This is a genomic window from Novosphingobium sp. PhB57, assembly GCF_004342985.1.
Taxonomy (GTDB): domain Bacteria; phylum Pseudomonadota; class Alphaproteobacteria; order Sphingomonadales; family Sphingomonadaceae; genus Novosphingobium.
On sequence record NZ_SMBO01000002.1, the window covers coordinates 287,152 to 301,302 of the forward strand.

At 68.6% G+C, this 14,151-nt stretch carries 14 protein-coding genes; 2 read left to right on the plus strand and 12 right to left on the minus strand.

Annotated elements, in window-relative coordinates:
- Positions 1-2: 2 nt before the first annotated feature.
- The 5 genes from EDF58_RS08995 to EDF58_RS09020 all read right to left on the minus strand — a co-directional run bounded on the left by EDF58_RS08995 (position 3) and on the right by EDF58_RS09020 (position 6,961).
- Entirely contained in the window at positions 3-1,739 is a 1,737-nt protein-coding gene (locus EDF58_RS08995) for a DUF2163 domain-containing protein (protein ID WP_132264647.1), read from the minus strand.
- On the minus strand, positions 1,736-4,087 hold the full coding sequence (locus EDF58_RS09000; RefSeq protein WP_132264648.1) for a DUF2460 domain-containing protein: 2,352 nt from the start codon (positions 4,085-4,087) through the stop codon (positions 1,736-1,738). Before EDF58_RS09000 ends, EDF58_RS08995 begins: the two co-directional genes overlap by 4 nt.
- Positions 3,988-4,974 (minus strand): phage portal protein, encoded by a 987-nt coding sequence (locus EDF58_RS09010; protein ID WP_243654145.1) that lies wholly within the window; start codon positions 4,972-4,974, stop codon positions 3,988-3,990. Before EDF58_RS09010 ends, EDF58_RS09000 begins: the two co-directional genes overlap by 100 nt.
- A 141-nt stretch (positions 4,975-5,115) precedes the next feature.
- On the minus strand, positions 5,116-6,381 hold the full coding sequence (locus tag EDF58_RS09015) for a terminase family protein (RefSeq protein ID WP_243654176.1): 1,266 nt from the start codon (positions 6,379-6,381) through the stop codon (positions 5,116-5,118).
- A 55-nt stretch (positions 6,382-6,436) separates the two neighbouring features.
- The gene (locus EDF58_RS09020; RefSeq protein WP_132264652.1) at positions 6,437-6,961 is read right to left on the minus strand and encodes a hypothetical protein; all 525 of its coding nucleotides are present in this window, start codon (positions 6,959-6,961) and stop codon (positions 6,437-6,439) included.
- Between the two features lie 215 nt (positions 6,962-7,176).
- Between EDF58_RS09020 and EDF58_RS09025 the strand changes: the two genes are divergently transcribed.
- Positions 7,177-7,812 (plus strand): YqaA family protein, encoded by a 636-nt coding sequence (locus EDF58_RS09025; RefSeq protein ID WP_132264654.1) that lies wholly within the window; start codon positions 7,177-7,179, stop codon positions 7,810-7,812.
- Between the two features lie 58 nt (positions 7,813-7,870).
- Here EDF58_RS09025 and EDF58_RS09030 read toward each other — a convergent pair whose 3' ends face one another.
- The 4 genes from EDF58_RS09030 to dksA form a co-directional block, all read right to left on the minus strand.
- Positions 7,871-8,260 carry a DUF4112 domain-containing protein gene (locus EDF58_RS09030; protein WP_132264655.1) on the minus strand — a complete coding sequence of 130 codons (390 nt, stop codon included), beginning with the start codon at positions 8,258-8,260 and terminating at the stop codon, positions 7,871-7,873.
- A 62-nt stretch (positions 8,261-8,322) separates the two neighbouring features.
- Positions 8,323-9,954 carry an ABC transporter substrate-binding protein gene (locus EDF58_RS09035; RefSeq protein WP_132264657.1) on the minus strand — a complete coding sequence of 544 codons (1,632 nt, stop codon included), beginning with the start codon at positions 9,952-9,954 and terminating at the stop codon, positions 8,323-8,325.
- A gap of 81 nt (positions 9,955-10,035) precedes the next feature.
- Entirely contained in the window at positions 10,036-10,413 is a 378-nt protein-coding gene (locus EDF58_RS09040) for a PilZ domain-containing protein (protein ID WP_132264659.1), read from the minus strand.
- Positions 10,414-10,623: 210 nt separating this feature from the next.
- A complete protein-coding gene (gene dksA, locus EDF58_RS09045) occupies positions 10,624-11,082 on the minus strand; it encodes an RNA polymerase-binding protein DksA (RefSeq protein ID WP_132264661.1) in 459 nt (152 codons plus the stop codon).
- A 308-nt stretch (positions 11,083-11,390) separates the two neighbouring features.
- Between dksA and EDF58_RS09050 the strand changes: the two genes are divergently transcribed.
- Positions 11,391-11,732 carry a sel1 repeat family protein gene (locus EDF58_RS09050; protein ID WP_132264662.1) on the plus strand — a complete coding sequence of 114 codons (342 nt, stop codon included), beginning with the start codon at positions 11,391-11,393 and terminating at the stop codon, positions 11,730-11,732.
- 13 nt (positions 11,733-11,745) lie between these two features.
- Here EDF58_RS09050 and EDF58_RS09055 read toward each other — a convergent pair whose 3' ends face one another.
- Genes EDF58_RS09055 through EDF58_RS09065 form a run of 3 tightly spaced genes read right to left on the minus strand, consistent with a single transcriptional unit; the run spans position 11,746 to position 14,130 of the window.
- Positions 11,746-12,918 carry a GNAT family N-acetyltransferase gene (locus EDF58_RS09055; protein ID WP_132264664.1) on the minus strand — a complete coding sequence of 391 codons (1,173 nt, stop codon included), beginning with the start codon at positions 12,916-12,918 and terminating at the stop codon, positions 11,746-11,748.
- Entirely contained in the window at positions 12,915-13,685 is a 771-nt protein-coding gene (locus EDF58_RS09060) for a glycerophosphodiester phosphodiesterase family protein (RefSeq protein ID WP_132264666.1), read from the minus strand. The genes EDF58_RS09055 and EDF58_RS09060 overlap by 4 nt, the downstream gene beginning before the upstream one ends.
- Positions 13,666-14,130 (minus strand): RidA family protein, encoded by a 465-nt coding sequence (locus EDF58_RS09065; RefSeq protein ID WP_132264667.1) that lies wholly within the window; start codon positions 14,128-14,130, stop codon positions 13,666-13,668. Before EDF58_RS09065 ends, EDF58_RS09060 begins: the two co-directional genes overlap by 20 nt.
- Positions 14,131-14,151 lie beyond the last annotated feature (21 nt).

A 14,151-nucleotide genomic window follows, 5' to 3' on the forward strand; every position in this document is an offset into this window, starting at 1 on the left:
GTTCAGGGCAGGCGGAAGAGAGGGAGCGGATCGGACAGGGCGTAAGTCCCCTGCTGGCGCACCCTCAGGATCTCACCGGGGGCAAGCGCCGCGAGATGGGCAAGCGTGCCGGGCGGAATGTCGAGGCGGGACGAGGATACGGTCCAGCTCGCCAACGGTGCTGCGAGGGGCCCGGCAGTGACCAGGTAGCTTTCCGCGTGTTCCATGAGAGGCACGTCGATGCCGTCCTGCCACACCCAGTTCCCTCGCGCGCGCCGGGTCCATTCCAGGCGCAGTGTGCCGTCCTGCAGCATGGCCGGGCGGGGATGGACGGGCGCCAGGGGGCGCAGGGTCAGGCCGCTTGCCTGTAGCGGAGCCGTGACAGGTCCCGCATCGCCGCGCCCCAGCGCAACGACTTTCCGGTTCATCGCCGTGCCGACCAGCGCGGGATCGAGCGCGACGGCGCTGCCGTCCAGCAGGACGAAATTCTCGCCGGCGACATGGCCTGACACCGCCCCCTCGGTGCCGCCGCGCCCGCGCAGCAGGCCCTCCAGGCGCCACCGGCCATTGCCGAGCGACGTGGCCCGGGCGAACTGGATCATTTCCTCGCCGAGGAATGCGAGGTTGGCCCCTTCTGCGAGCTGGCGGGTCGTGGCGGCAACAAGCTGCATCGCGGCATCCACCAGAGTGACCTCCAGGCGCGAGCGGCGATCGAACAGGAGCGGACTCATCGGCGGCAGCGCGTCTGTCGCCCTGCCCATAGTCGCCCGCTTGCGCCCGCTCGGTCCCAGCGGGTGAAGCGCGCCGTCGCCCCGGTCGGCGAACAGGGCCGCGCCGCTCCAGTTGCTGCCGGCCGAGGAAAGCGCGGCGAAGAGACGCGCCTCGCCCGTACCTGCCGTTGCCGGATCGCAGGGCAGTTCGAAGGCGGCCAGGACAGTGGGCATGGCCGGCAGGTCCTGCGGAGCATTGAGCCGCCCCGGATCGGCGGCCGACTGCTCCGGATTGTCGGCCCGGCCCGGCGCCAGCCGCTCGGCCGAGAGTTCGATATGATCGCAGCCTTCGCGCAGGAACGCCCGTGTGCCGGGGGGTGGTTGCCGGTCGAGCGGATCGCCGAGCGTCAGGCGGTCACCCATCCACCCGGCGATCTTCATCGTCATGCCGGCATAAGGACCCTCCAGCCAGCGCAGGCTGCCGCCTGCGAACAGGGCGGGATCGACGGTGGTGCCGAGCAGAAGCGAGGTGTCCTCCGCGTCCACGGCCGCGATGCTGACCTCGCGGGTGAAGCGCTGGGGATCGAGATTGCAGCCCGGTCCGCAGAAGGATGCGCGGCACGAGGGGCTGGTGCGCGGCACGGGATCCCGCGCAAGCTCTTCCTTGCGCGATGCCAGTTCGGCCGAGAACGTGCCGTCCTCCTGCGACACGGCGCCGATCGTGCCGGTGTAGAGCGTGGTGCGCTCCCGCGTTTCCCAATCGACCAGGCCGATGCGGACGAAGGCACCATCGAAGCGGCCCCCGGCCAGGTCCTCGGCCGAGATCGCCTCGTGAGTGAGCGTGCCGCGCACTTCGGCGCTATCGGCCTCGAACCCGGCGGACTTGCGGATCGACGAGGGCACCATGCCGGGCGCGGCCCGGTGGAGCAGCCCGTCGAACCAGAGGTCGGCGTCATGCGTGGTGAAGCCCAGCGTCACGCCGTCTCGGCGGTCGATGCGCCAGAAGGCGGCGGCGGTTTCGAGGTCGCCTGAAAACCAGATGCGGCTCATGACGCCTCCCGGATCTCTACGACAGGCACGCTGGGTGCTTCACCGGCGGCGAAAGCAGAGCCGGTGATTTCGAGCCGATCCTCGGCGAAGCGCACCGGGACGTCGAACAGATATCCCGCGCGGACGACGGCGCCTGCAGCCGGGGCATCGTCGAACAGCACGATACCCATCGGCTCCAGCGACCAGTTCCCCTCCTGCTCCGTGCCGCCGACCGAGACGCGCAGGGTGCCGGGCTGCGGCCGGGTGATGCGGCGGACCTGGCCAAGATCCTCCTGTCCTTCCGCGTCTCCGTAGCGCTTGACCAACGGGAAGCCGGCGCGGGCGCCGTCGCCGGTGCCCAGGTACTGGTCGTGCGGCGTCGGCGCGGCGACCATGTCGTTCGAGCTGAAGTCGCTGGGATCGCGCAGGCGGAAACCGCGTGCGGGGCCGCGGCGAGCGCGGAAGAAGGCGATCAGCGCGCCCAACTCGGCCTCGGATCGGACGCCCGGCCCCACGTCGAAGCGCAGGCGGGCGTTCGACCACAGACTGTTGCGCCGCTCGAAGCCGGAGGCAGTCACGGAGATCGAGGTGGAGAATTCGGGAATGACGGCAGCATCCCGGCCAAGCGCGAGGGGGTAGGGCACGTCGTCGAAAGCCTGCATGGGTTCGGCTCCTGAAGGCTGGAACGGTGGGGGGAGGCGGACGAAGCCGTCGCGGGCGACTTGCGGCAGAGCCCAGACGACCACCTCGTGCGGGGACCGGGCCAGGGCCTCGTCGATGCCCGCGTCGATCCGCCGCCAATGGTCGCTCTGCGCGGCGGTCAGCACGAAGCCGGCGAGATAGTCCTGGTCCTCGGGCGGGTAGCCGAGGCGCTCGTTCACCGTGGCATAGGCGCGGCGGCGCAAGACGTCGGCACCGGCGGTGAGCCAGTCGTAGTCCTCCACCTGCAGCCGGTCGAAGGCGGGCGCGGCCCAGCCCACCGGCAGGTTGGCGCGCCGCATCTCGGGCATCGCGGCGTCGAGCACGGTGGGCGTGAAGACCAGCGCCAGCGCTTCGGCCGCCGCGGGCGCCGCGGCGGCGCGCACGGCGGAGACCAGATCGGCGGTGGACCTGGCCAGCACCGCGCCGGCCGTGTCGAGCAGGGCCTGCTGGGCAGCGTCCAGCGGCGCGCGCATGTCGGGAATGACGGCGGGCGTGCCGCCAAAGGTGGCGAGAGCCTCGGCATCGTAGAGACAGATGCGGCCGTCCGCGAAGCACCACCACCAGGGCTCGCCCACCTGGAAGCGCACCGGCGCACCGGCCTCGATCATGATCCGCGCAAAGGCGGCGCCGACCGATTGCAGCCAGGCCATCGCCGCGCGGTTCGCCGGCGAGAGCAGGGTGGAGGGCGGTTCCCATCCGGTGAGCGCGGGATTGCCCAGATGATCGCGCTGCTTCCATGCGGGAGGGCAATGCTGGTCGAGCAGTTCGTAGGACAGCGAGGCCACCGGGCTGAAGCCCAGGTCCATGCATTCCCGGAAGAAGGCGCGGTGCCAGTTGCGCGTCGGCGCATTGAGCGGGTCGGCGGCCGCGCCGGCCAAATAGCCGCCATCCGCCGGGGCAAGCCGGAAGTAATGGCTCATGCCGACATAGTGGATCACCGAGCCCCGGTAGCCGAGCTGGCGCACGTTTCGCAGTAGGCGCGCGGGCGTCTGCACGCCCTGATCGTCGAAGCCCGTCGCCATGGCGAGGCCGTTGGGCGGCAGGATCACGTCGCCGATTTCCAGCATGGCCCGCGCGCCATCGGTGCGGATCTCGCTCAGTTCGATCCAGCCTTCGGCCTCGGCCGGCAGGGGTTCGGCGCTGCCGTCATAGCCGGGCGGGCAAAACGAGATGAACATGCGGTCGATCGCATGGGGCCATACCCGGTCGGCAGAAGGCAGCGAGAAACCGGCATCGAGTTCGGAGAAACGCAAGTCGATGCGGGCGTCCTCGCCGGTACCTTCCGCATAGTTCCAAAGGCGGACGTACCAGACGCGCGCCGCGCCCGCGGCGTCCTTGCCCTCGACGGTCAGGGTGGGGCCGATGCCGGAATCGAGCGGGATCACGCCCGATGAGCGCCAGCGAAAGCTCAGCGCGGTATGGGCGTAGTCGCGGTCGGTCCGGTAGGCGAGAAGCGGGTGGTCAAGGCTGTCGACACTGTCCCAGATCAGCCCCCCGAGATCGCCCTTGCGCAGGAACGCTGCGTCGAGACGCAGCGAATCGGGGCCTGTCGATATGAGGGAGGCCATCATCGGTCGCGGAAAGTTGACGGTCCAGAAACGCGGGTCGAAGCGCTTGATCCAGTCGCTCGCCTGTCCGTTGCGCTTGCTTGCAAGCCAGAATGCCATGTCGGTTGCTCCGGTGGTGTCAGCGGGCGGCGATCGCGCGGCGAACGGCGCTGGCGACCTGGCGCGAGGAGCGCTGAAGCGATTGGGGTGCGCTGGATCCGCGCGGGGCGTTGAGGTGGATGGCGACTTTCACGTCGCGCGCGGGGGCGCCCGGCATTGCCCGATCCGGCATAGGCCTGGGTCAGCTCGGTCTTGAGCCGGTCGAACTGGTCACCCGTGAGCGTATTGCCCTCGCCCGCCTCGTAGACGAGCGCCCCGGACGGACGGGCCGCATTTTCCAGAAGCTGGCGGTTCCACTGCGAGGCGGCGTTGTGCGTGGCGATCGCCTCGTCGGCGGCGGCCAGGCACCCCGCGCCGTAATGGTCATCCGCCGGGTGGAAATGGCGGATGTGGATGACGTTGGGCGCGGCGTCCTCGTCAAGCAGCGGGATTGTCAGGCGCCGCCCGGCCACGTCGTAGGCGAAAGCAGCGGGCCAGCCGTCCTCGCCCGCGACGATGGAGACGCGCTCGGGCCGCAAGGCAAAGAGTTCCACCGGACGGCCGCGCGCGTCCTTGAGCACCTGCACATAGGCATTGCCGTGGAGCAGGAGGTGGCAGGCGAGCGTCTCCAGCAGCGACTGTCCCGCGCTCGTTTCGGTCACGAGAGAGACAAGCCGCGGATCGGCAGGGCGCAGCGGCGCGCCGCCGATGCCTTCCGCAACCAGACGCACCGCGCGCTGGGCCACGGGATTCTCAAGATAGGCCCGGCGCACGGCCGAGCCATATTCGAAGGGAGCACGCCCGCCGCCGCTCTCGGCGAAAAACCATGGCGAGGCCGGTCCGCGCGCCAGCGGCACGCGGGCACTCTCACCCTTGAAGGCGGCGACGAGCGTTTCGAGGAAGGACACTGCAGGGTTTCCTTTCAATGGGTTTTCACGAGCGGATCGCTCCGCAGGCCGCTGAGGCCCGAAATGGCGCAGGGAGGGTTCTGCCTGGCGTCCAGGATGTCCGCGCAAAGGCGCGCAGATCCCCGGTTCGATGCGGGAAGCTCAGGCCAGCCGCACGCGAGGCTCGCCGTTCCGGCCGAGCATCAGTTCGCTCAAGGCCCAGACCAGGGCGTCGGCGCGGTCCGGCGAGCGTCCCGGGCCCTGGTAGGCACCTCCGGCGATGAGGCCGCACATCTCGTCTTCCAGCGCGGGAAACAGCCCGGCATGGCGGACCCGCCCGGCCTCGTATAACGCGGCGACCGGCTCGGCGCGGGCGACTTTGCCGCGGCTGGCGTGGACCAGCCGCAAGGGCAGAGAGAGCTGGGCCGCGCGCAGTACCGAGGCGACCATGGCGCCGCCCTGGTTGGCCTCCGCGATCACCCGGTCGGCATGCCAGGCCTCGGCGGTGCCGGCGACGGCGCGGGCCCAGCGTTCGGGACCCGCCTTCTCCACCGAGGCATCGGCCATGACATGCGCCGTGCCGTCCTGCCCCATGCCCACGACCACGATCCCGCAGGCATCGCCCCCGGCCGAGGCCGGCGGATCGACGCCGACGACCACGCGGTCGCATGCGGGCGCGGCGTCCTCCCGGCAGCCTTCCAGCAGGGCACGGCTCCAGAGCGCGCCTTCGACATCGGCGATCAGTTCGCCGTCGATCTCCTGCCGTCCCAGCAGGCTTTGCGAAAACGTCCGGCGCATGGCCCTGAGGAAACGGGCGGGCAGGTTGGCCGCATTGTCGAAGGTGCTGCCGCGCGTCACGGCGACTTCGCCGTCCTGGCTTTCGGCCAGCAATCGCGTGACCAGGGGTACGCTTCGGGGCGTCGTCGTGGCCACGACGCGGGGGTCATGGCCCAGCCGGAGACCCATGAGCAGGTTGTCCCAGCTCGCGACGGCCCTGCCCGAGGCATTGTCCCATTTGGCCACTTCGTCGCACCAGGCGTGGCTGTGCTGGGGGCCGCGCAGGGCTTCCGGCTCGGCCGCGCAATAGAGCGTGGCCTGCGCGCCGTTCGGCCATGTCAGACGGCGCAGCGAAGGTTCGAAAAGGGGCCGTCTCCAGGGCGCGCCTATCGACAGCAATCCGCTTTCACCTTCCACCATCACCGAGCGCGCCTCGCCGAGATGCGCGGCGACGAGCGCGATGCGGGCATCGGGATGATGCTCGGCAACCTCGTTCACCCATTCGGCGCCGCAGCGCGTCTTGCCGAAGCCGCGCCCGGCCATGACCAGCCATACGCGCCAGTCTCCGGCGGGGGCGATCTGCGAGGGCCGGGCCCAGAGACGCCAGTCCCAGCGCCATTCGCGCTGTCCGGAGGCACCAAGACCCGTCATGAAGGATTCCAGTTCGCCGTCTTCGGCTTCGGCCAGCCAGTGCAGGGGATCGGCTTCAGCCATGATCGGCCTCCTTGCCGGTTTCGAGCGCGCGGCGCGCCGTGATCTGCTGGCGCAGCTGCGCCAGCTTGGCGTGGATCGAGGCGCGCACGGCGGCCAGATCCTCATTCTCCCGCGCCGCCCGCTCGCGCGCCACGGTTTCGCGGTGGAGGCCGAGGAGGCGAAGGGCGGTGGCGTTGTCGAACTTGACCTCGCCGTCCCGGGGATCGCCGAAGCGCAGCCGATAGAGCACTTCCATCTCGAGGTTCTCGTAGCCTTCGAGCAGGGCGACGTGCCAGTCCCGGGCGAATTCCGGGTCTGTCCGGCGCAGTCTATAGGCCTTGCCCGGCAGCACTCCGGCGGCGGTGCTGGCGGCACTGACGTTCGAGGTCTCGGCCAGCGCGGCGAGGAAATCCGCACGCCACCGCCGGTTGTTGATGGGGCGCTCGTCCCCGGGCTCATGCGCCGTGGAGACAGGGCTGATCGTCTTGCCACGCCGGCACCGTGCAGCGCCGGACGTAGCCCGTTTCGGCTCGACCATAGGGGATCATCCCGGAGTTGATGTGGTGCGGATCGAAAGGAGAGCCGGACGAATCGGCTGCTTCCCTTGTTCCTGTTTTGTACCAATCCAGCGCCGTAATGTCAAGCAGATATAACCAAATGGGTTATAGCTTGCCGCCTCCGCGCCGGCCTACTAAGCACGGCACGCGTGCCGCCTTCTTGCGGCGCCCGATCTCATGACAGCCGGAGAACTCGATGCTGCGCCGCCTCTACGACTGGACCATGGCCAAGGCGGCGCACCGCCATGCCGAATGGTGGCTGGCCCTGTTCGCCTTCATGGAAGCCAGCTTCTTCCCCGTGCCGCCGCATCCGCTGCTGGGGCTGATGTGCCTGGCCGAGCCGAAGAAGGCGATTCGCTTCGCGATGATCGCCACGCTGGCATCGGTCGTGGGCGGCCTGCTGGGCTATGCCATCGGCCACTTCGCCTATGCCGCTTTCGGTGAGGCGCTGCTTCACGCGCTGGGGCTGGCGGACAGCTTCCCCAAGGCGGCCTGCTACTTGCGGGAATACGGCGCCGAGATCATCGTGGTGAAGGGCGCGACGCCGATCCCGTTCAAGCTGCTGACGATCACGGCCGGCTTCATCGGCATGAACCTGGGCGTGTTCATCGCCGCCTCGGTCGTCTCGCGCTCGATCAGCTTCATGATCGTGGGCGTGCTGTTCCGCTTGTTCGGGGCGCCGATCAAGGCCGTGATCGACAAGCACCTCGGCAAAGTCACGGCGGCCTTCGCCATCGCCGTGGTCGCGGGCTTCCTGGCGGTCGCCTTCCTGGGCGGCGGCACCAAGGAAGCCAACCAGAAGTGCGACTTCGCCGCCGCTGCCAGGGCCTGACCCGGCAGCCGCGCGCGGGGGAAATGACGGCGCCGTCCGCGACGGCGCCCTTATCGGCCTAGCCCTCGATCACCCGCGCATGGGGGTGATGCTTGGCGATATGCTTGCGGACGATCTTCAGGTTGCGGCTGTTGGAGCGGAACACGAAGTCGAACAGATCGCCGGCCACCGGAACCGCGCCCAGCAGCGTATCGACGCCGACATTGACGGTCATCCGGGCAAGCTGCCACTTCGGCATGCCCAGCCGCCGGGCTTCCCACACGATATACATGCCGAGCGCCGCCGAAACGAGATCGCCGGCCACGGGAACCAGGCCCATCACCGCGTCCAGCCCCACCTTGCGGCGGATGCCGGGAAGCGAGATGGCGCGCTCCAGCACGTGCTCGAGCATTTCGATGCGGCGGGAGATGGAAACCGGATCGGACCCGAGCGGAAGTTCCAGGTCCATGCGCCGTGCGGAAGTCTGTCCAGTCGCCAAAGTCGTACCTCTCCTCGAAAGGGATAGGCGAATTATCTGGGGACCCAGGCCAATGGCATCAAGGGGTGCCAGCCCCAGGTATTGGGTGCGAAGCCCGCGACGCTGCCGCGTACCAGCGACCAGCGGATCGGAGTTCCGAAGGGAATGAACACGTTGGCGGCCGTGAGTTCGGCCTCGGCCTCGGTCAGAAGCGCGGACCTTTCCTCGGGCGTGGTGGCCGTGGTGGCTTCCTTCACCCGCGCATCGGCCTCGGTGGAACAGAGGCCCTGTCCGTCGCTGCAGGCCAGGCGGTTGAGAAACCAGGCAGCGCGGGGATAGCGGGCGACATCGTCCACCAGCCGCAGGTCCGCAGCTTCGATGTCGCTGCTGCGCAGGAGATGGACGCCGATGGCCGCGAAGTCTGCGGCGAGCTTGCCGAACAGGGTATCCGATCCGTCGCCGGCCGGGAGCCAGATCGACAGATGCGGGCCGTTGGCGGCGGGCGGAACCGGCGCGGGGGCTGCGCCGCGCGTTGCCTTGGTCGCCTGCTTCGGCGCGGCACCTGGTGGCTGGGCGGCGGCCGGAGCGGCCGGAGCCGGGGCGCGCTCGCCGGTCGATCCGCTTGCGCCCGATGCCCAGCGGCGCACGCGCGCAGCGGCCACCGCGCGCCGGTCGTCGAGCGACTGTTCGCTCCACCGTTCGCCGATCGTGCCAAGGTCGCCATCGAGGCTGGGCGAAACGAGCCGGGTCGTGGGCGACCATCCACCGAGGCTGAACGGCGCGATCAGGCCCTCCCGGTCGATCGCCATGGCCAGGGCCTCGCGATTGGCGGGGTCGGCCAGGAAACCCTTGTCGCGCATCACCTTGAGGCCGAACAGGCCGACCACGGGATCGAGCTGGATCGTCCCGCGCAGGATGCCGACCGAGCGGGTGAGGGGGAAGTCCTGGATCTCGCCGCCCATCACGATATCGACTTCGCCCGCGTTGAACGCCTCGACCGCGGCTGGACCGTCGAGCACCCGCAAGTCGATGCGCCGGCTGCGCTGCGGCCAGTTTTCCACCGCAGGCAGCCCCAGGCTGGCGGGATCGATGGGCACGAGGCGGGCCGCGCTACCGGCGCGTTCCAGGCGCATCGGCCCGGCACCGCGGTTCTTGAAGGCCAGGCCGAGTTCCGGTTGGGCCAGCAGTTGCAGCAGATAGGGCATCGGCCGGCCGAGCCGGATCTCGACGACCCGCCCCGCCATCGTGCGGATTTCATCGATACCGGCCAGATCGCGCGCGAGCGGCGTGCCGTCCAGCGCATCGAGCGCGGTCTGCAGCGCCTTTTTGGCCGATTCCGCCGTCAGCGGCTCGCCCGATGGCCAATCGCCGTCGCGCAGCCGGAAGATGTAGCTTTGCCCGTCGTCGGTGACGATCCAGCGATCCGCGAGCGCGGGAATGACGCGGCCCTTCTCGTCGAAGGCCACCAGGCCCTCGGTGGTGGAGGCGCGCAGGAGCTGCCCGGCCAGGGTGGTGCTTTCGCCAATGTCGAAGGGCGCGCCCGAAGTGCCGCCGGACCTGCCGAGCACGGCGACGCTCAAGGCCGAATTGTCCGGAGAACCGCAGGCGGCAAGCGCCAGCGCAGTGGCCAGAGGGATCAGGCGGAAGGGAACCGGAGTTCGAAAGGCATGGCGCTTGGCGAACATGGCCTTGGGACTAGTCGATTTGCGGCAGAGCGCAAATGGCTGGCGCGCCGCGGGGTCGATTTTTCGCCGGGCGCGCAGAAATCAGAGCTTGCGCAGGTTTTTCGCGGGCGTTGTGGGGGGCGAATATTGCGCTTCGTACGTGCGCACGAAATTCGGCTTGTCGTCCGGGACCGGGGTTACGGCGGCACGGGCCAACTTGGGGTCGATTTCCTCGGTGAAGGCCACGCCGAAGCGGTTTTCCTGCACCCAGGCGACCGAGCCTGCGACCCAACCGATGTTACGGATGTTCACCGCGACCAGCGTGCCGCGCATGACCTGGATTCCGCCTTCGCCCATCATGCCGCCGGCGGAGAGGTTGCGGACCTTGATCCGGTATTCGCCGTCCAGCCCGTCGATGCGCAGATCGGCCATGAGGAACAGGCTGTCGCGCGCAATCTGGCGATTTTCGATCTCGGTCATGCGTTCTCGTCCGGCATTCGGTCAGGCAGATGATATCACGAACCTTGGCCCGCGATAGCCATAGCCTCACGCGCGAAGCGTGCTTACCGTCGATACCTAGAGGCGAGTGGCAAAGAAAGCCTTAACGCCCCGTCCGCTGTGGAAGGCCCGGCTTTTCATCAACCGGGCATCCCGTTCGGGCGGGGCGAAAAAGCTGTATTTGCGAGGGGATCACTCCTCGCGGGAGACCTTTTCGCGGCGCTCGTGCGCTTCCTGTGCCTCCACGGTCATGGTGGCGATCGGACGCGCCTCGAGACGGCCGAGGCCGATCGGTTCGCCGGTCACTTCGCAATAGCCGTATTCGCCTTCCTCGATCCGCCGCAGGGCGGAATCGATCTTGGCGATCAGTTTGCGCTGGCGGTCGCGGGTACGCAGTTCGATACCCCAATCGGTCTCGCTGGAAGCGCGATCGTTGAGGTCCGGCTCGCGGATCGGACCGTCCTGAAGCTGTGCCAGGGTGCCGGCAGAGGCGTCGAGAATCGATTTCTTCCAGGCCAGCAGAAGCCGCCGGAAGTAGTCTTGCTGAGCCTCGCACATGTAGGCTTCGTTCTCTACGGGAACATAAGAACCACCAAGCATGCGCTTGGCTTTGGCGAGGACATCAATTTCGTCAGCTAGGGCCGTTGCCATCCAGAGAATCTCCGCACGAATCCCCCCGGTCTGCCTACGCCCTGCGACCCCGGATTTTTCCAGTGGCCTCCCGGCAAACCGCGGTGCGGCGGCCTATAGGGCCGCCCCTCACCCTGCACAAGGCTATAACCATGGCAGTCCACAAAAAACCTGAATGCCGTTTCGGACAGGCACAAGTTTCTCCCGCGAGCTTGTAGCGTAAACTTACAGGGAATGTTTCAGATCTATCCTTAACGCTTTGTTGACCATGTCGGTGCCAGCCTTGCAGCACTGGACCGAAAGGACCGTAAACCGGGGGTTAGCTGACTATGGACCATGTCTGGATATCTGGAGAACACTTCACCGAAGTAACGGAAGGTCTTTCGGGGGCCGCCGAGGACCTGTTCCTGGCAGAGCGCCTGGCCGCTGCTGCGATCGGTGATTTTTCCGCCTGCTTCGATCTGGGCGTGGCCTTTTCCACCGGCAGCCACGGCGCGGCTTGCGATCTCATCGAAGCGCACAAGTGGTTCAATCTCGCCGCGGCCCGGGGCGACGAGGAAGCGGCGACCTGCCGCACCGAAGTGGCCGAGGACATGACCGCGCGCGAAATCGCCGAAGCCCAGCGCCGCGCGCGCCAGTGGCTCTGCGCGGCAGGACGAAAGGCGGCCTGAGGCCCTTTCCGGCCTAGCTCTTGCGGAAGGGCGTCCGTCCGTCCAGCAGCAGCTGGTCGCCCGCGATGCCGGAGCGCTCCTGCGTGAGATAGTCCGCGATGGCGGCGCGCAGCCCCGGATGGACGATGTAATGGGCCGAGATCGTGCGCACCGGCTCATAGCCGCGCGCAAGCTTGTGCCCGCCTTGCGCCCCCGCTTCCACGCGCGAGAGGCCGAGCGCGATGGCCGCGTCGATCGCCTGGTAGTAGCAAAGCTCGAAGTGCAGGAAGGGCTTTTCCACCACGGCGCCCCAATAGCGGCCGTAGAGCGCCTCGCTGCCGATGAAGTTCAGCGCCCCGGCCACGGGCGTCCCATCCATATAGGCCAGGACCAGCAGGATGCGGTCGGCCATGGTCCGGCCCATGAGCGAGAACGCCTCACGCGTCAGGTAGGGCTGGCCCCATTTGCGGGCGCCGGTGTCTTGGTAGAATTCCCAGAACGCGTCCCAGTGTTCCTCGCGCAGGTCGTCGCCGGTGAGCCTGCGGATCTCGACGTCTTCCTGCGCCTTTTCGCGTTCCTTGCGAATGTCCTTGCGCTTGCGCGAGGAGAGGGCACCGAGAAATTCGTCGAAGCTGGCATAGCCCCGATTTTCCCAGTGGAACTGGATGTCCTCGCGCAGCAGCCAGTCGGCCGCCTCGAACAGCGGCACTTGCGCAGGTTCGATGAAAGTCGCGTGGGCAGAGGACAGGCCATTGTCGCGGCAGACGGTTTCGGCGGCGGCGATCAGGGCCGGGGCCAGTTCCGGGTGCGGCGTGAGCAGGCGCGGGCCGGTGGCCGGCGTGAAGGGCGCGGCGATCTGGAGCTTGGGGTAGTACGATCCGCCGGCCCGGTGCCAGGCATCGGCCCAGGCATGGTCGAAAACATATTCGCCCTGGCTGTGTTCCTTGAGATAGGCCGGAAGCGCCGCGGCCAGTTGTCCATCGGGCCCGGCGATGGTGATCGGCACGGGCGTCCAGCCGCTATCGCCGCCGACGCTTCCCGATTGCTCCATGGCTGCCAGGAAGGCGTGGGAAACGAAGGGGTTGCCGCCGCCCGTCAGGGCATCCCATTCCGCTGCCGGAAGTCCGTCGACGCCGCCGTGGATCCGGGCGACGAATTCGCCGCCGGGCTTGCGCTTGTCTTCCTCCTCGCCGGACCCGGCGCTCATGCCGGTTCTTCCGAAGGGCGCTCGAAAATCACGGCGTCCGCATGGATGCCGGCGCGCTCGCGGTGGTCCGGCCTGCGCACGGTCCAGGTTGCGACCGGCAGGCCGCGGCGGCGCTGGGCAGCGGCAAAGCGGCTGGGCAGGTCGCGGATGTCGTAGGCCAGGAAGTCCGGCCGGGCCTGCCAGAGCGCGAGTCGGCGGCGGATTTTTCCGGCCAGGGCGCGGTCCTCGCCCTCGGATACGATAAGCCCGCGCACGGTGTGAGGCGAATGGCGCCGGTACCAGCGCGAGACGCGCGGGTCGAAGCTCATCACGGCATGGGGGCCGGTATAGCCCTCCAGCACCCGCCGCACCGCCAGGCAGAGCGCGGCGACCCGGGTCCCGCGCGAGGATTTCAGCTCGATAAGCACCGGCTTGCGGCCGCCGATCAGGGTGAGCGCCTGGCGCAGGCTGGGAATGCTCTCGGCCGTGCCGCCCAGGGTGAACGCGGCCAGTTGCGCCGCGCTATGCCGGGAAACTGCGCCGGCCTCGTCGGTCAGGCGCTCCAGCGTGGAATCGTGGAACACGACGGGTGTGCCATCCCCCGCGCGCTGCACGTCGAGTTCGATGCCATAGCCTTCCTCGATCGCCAGCCGGAAAGCCGCGAGCGAGTTTTCGGGAATCACCGCGCCGTGCAGCCCGCGATGGGCATAGTCATGCCCGCCGATCCACCCGACCTTGCGCGGATCGGGCGGCGGCGAGCACCAGCGGTCAAGCAGGGCGAACGGCAACGATGGCGTCCACTTCGACAGCGGCACCCAGCGGTAGGACCGGCACGCCGACCGCGCTGCGGGCATGCTTGCCCGCTTCGCCGAACACCGCGACCATCAGTTCCGAAGCGCCGTTGGCGACTTTCGGCTGGTCGGTGAAGTCGCCGGCCGAATTGACGAAGGCGCCCAGCTTGACCACGCGCTCCACGCGGTCGAGCGAGCCGAGCGCGGCCTTGAGCTGCGCCAGGATCATCACCGCGCAGGCCTGCGCCGCCTCGACACCGGATTCCAGGTCCACGTCTTCACCCAGGCGGCCGGTCACCAGCTTGCCTTCCACGAAAGGCAGCTGGCCAGAGACATGGGCGAGGCCGCCCGCGACCACCACCGGCACATAGGCCGCGACGGGGGCGGCGGGTTCGGGAAGGGTCAGGCCCAGTTCGGCCAGGCGGGATTCGATAGCACTCATCGTCGGCGTCTTCCTTGTGAG

Bases quoted from the DNA above. Each gene is read 5' to 3' on its own strand.
- EDF58_RS08995 (WP_132264647.1), bottom strand. From the start codon at position 1,739: ATGAGCCGCATCTGGTTTTCAGGCGACCTCGAAACCGCCGCCGCCTTC.
- EDF58_RS09000 (WP_132264648.1), bottom strand. From the start codon at position 4,087: ATGGCATTCTGGCTTGCAAGCAAGCGCAACGGACAGGCGAGCGACTGG.
- EDF58_RS09015 (WP_243654176.1), bottom strand. From the start codon at position 6,381: ATGACGGGTCTTGGTGCCTCCGGACAGCGCGAATGGCGCTGGGACTGG.
- EDF58_RS09020 (WP_132264652.1), bottom strand. From the start codon at position 6,961: ATGGTCGAGCCGAAACGGGCTACGTCCGGCGCTGCACGGTGCCGGCGT.
- EDF58_RS09025 (WP_132264654.1), top strand. From the start codon at position 7,177: ATGCTGCGCCGCCTCTACGACTGGACCATGGCCAAGGCGGCGCACCGC.
- EDF58_RS09030 (WP_132264655.1), bottom strand. From the start codon at position 8,260: ATGGACCTGGAACTTCCGCTCGGGTCCGATCCGGTTTCCATCTCCCGC.
- EDF58_RS09035 (WP_132264657.1), bottom strand. From the start codon at position 9,954: ATGTTCGCCAAGCGCCATGCCTTTCGAACTCCGGTTCCCTTCCGCCTG.
- EDF58_RS09040 (WP_132264659.1), bottom strand. From the start codon at position 10,413: ATGACCGAGATCGAAAATCGCCAGATTGCGCGCGACAGCCTGTTCCTC.
- dksA (WP_132264661.1), bottom strand. From the start codon at position 11,082: ATGGCAACGGCCCTAGCTGACGAAATTGATGTCCTCGCCAAAGCCAAG.
- EDF58_RS09050 (WP_132264662.1), top strand. From the start codon at position 11,391: ATGGACCATGTCTGGATATCTGGAGAACACTTCACCGAAGTAACGGAA.
- EDF58_RS09055 (WP_132264664.1), bottom strand. From the start codon at position 12,918: ATGAGCGCCGGGTCCGGCGAGGAGGAAGACAAGCGCAAGCCCGGCGGC.
- EDF58_RS09065 (WP_132264667.1), bottom strand. From the start codon at position 14,130: ATGAGTGCTATCGAATCCCGCCTGGCCGAACTGGGCCTGACCCTTCCC.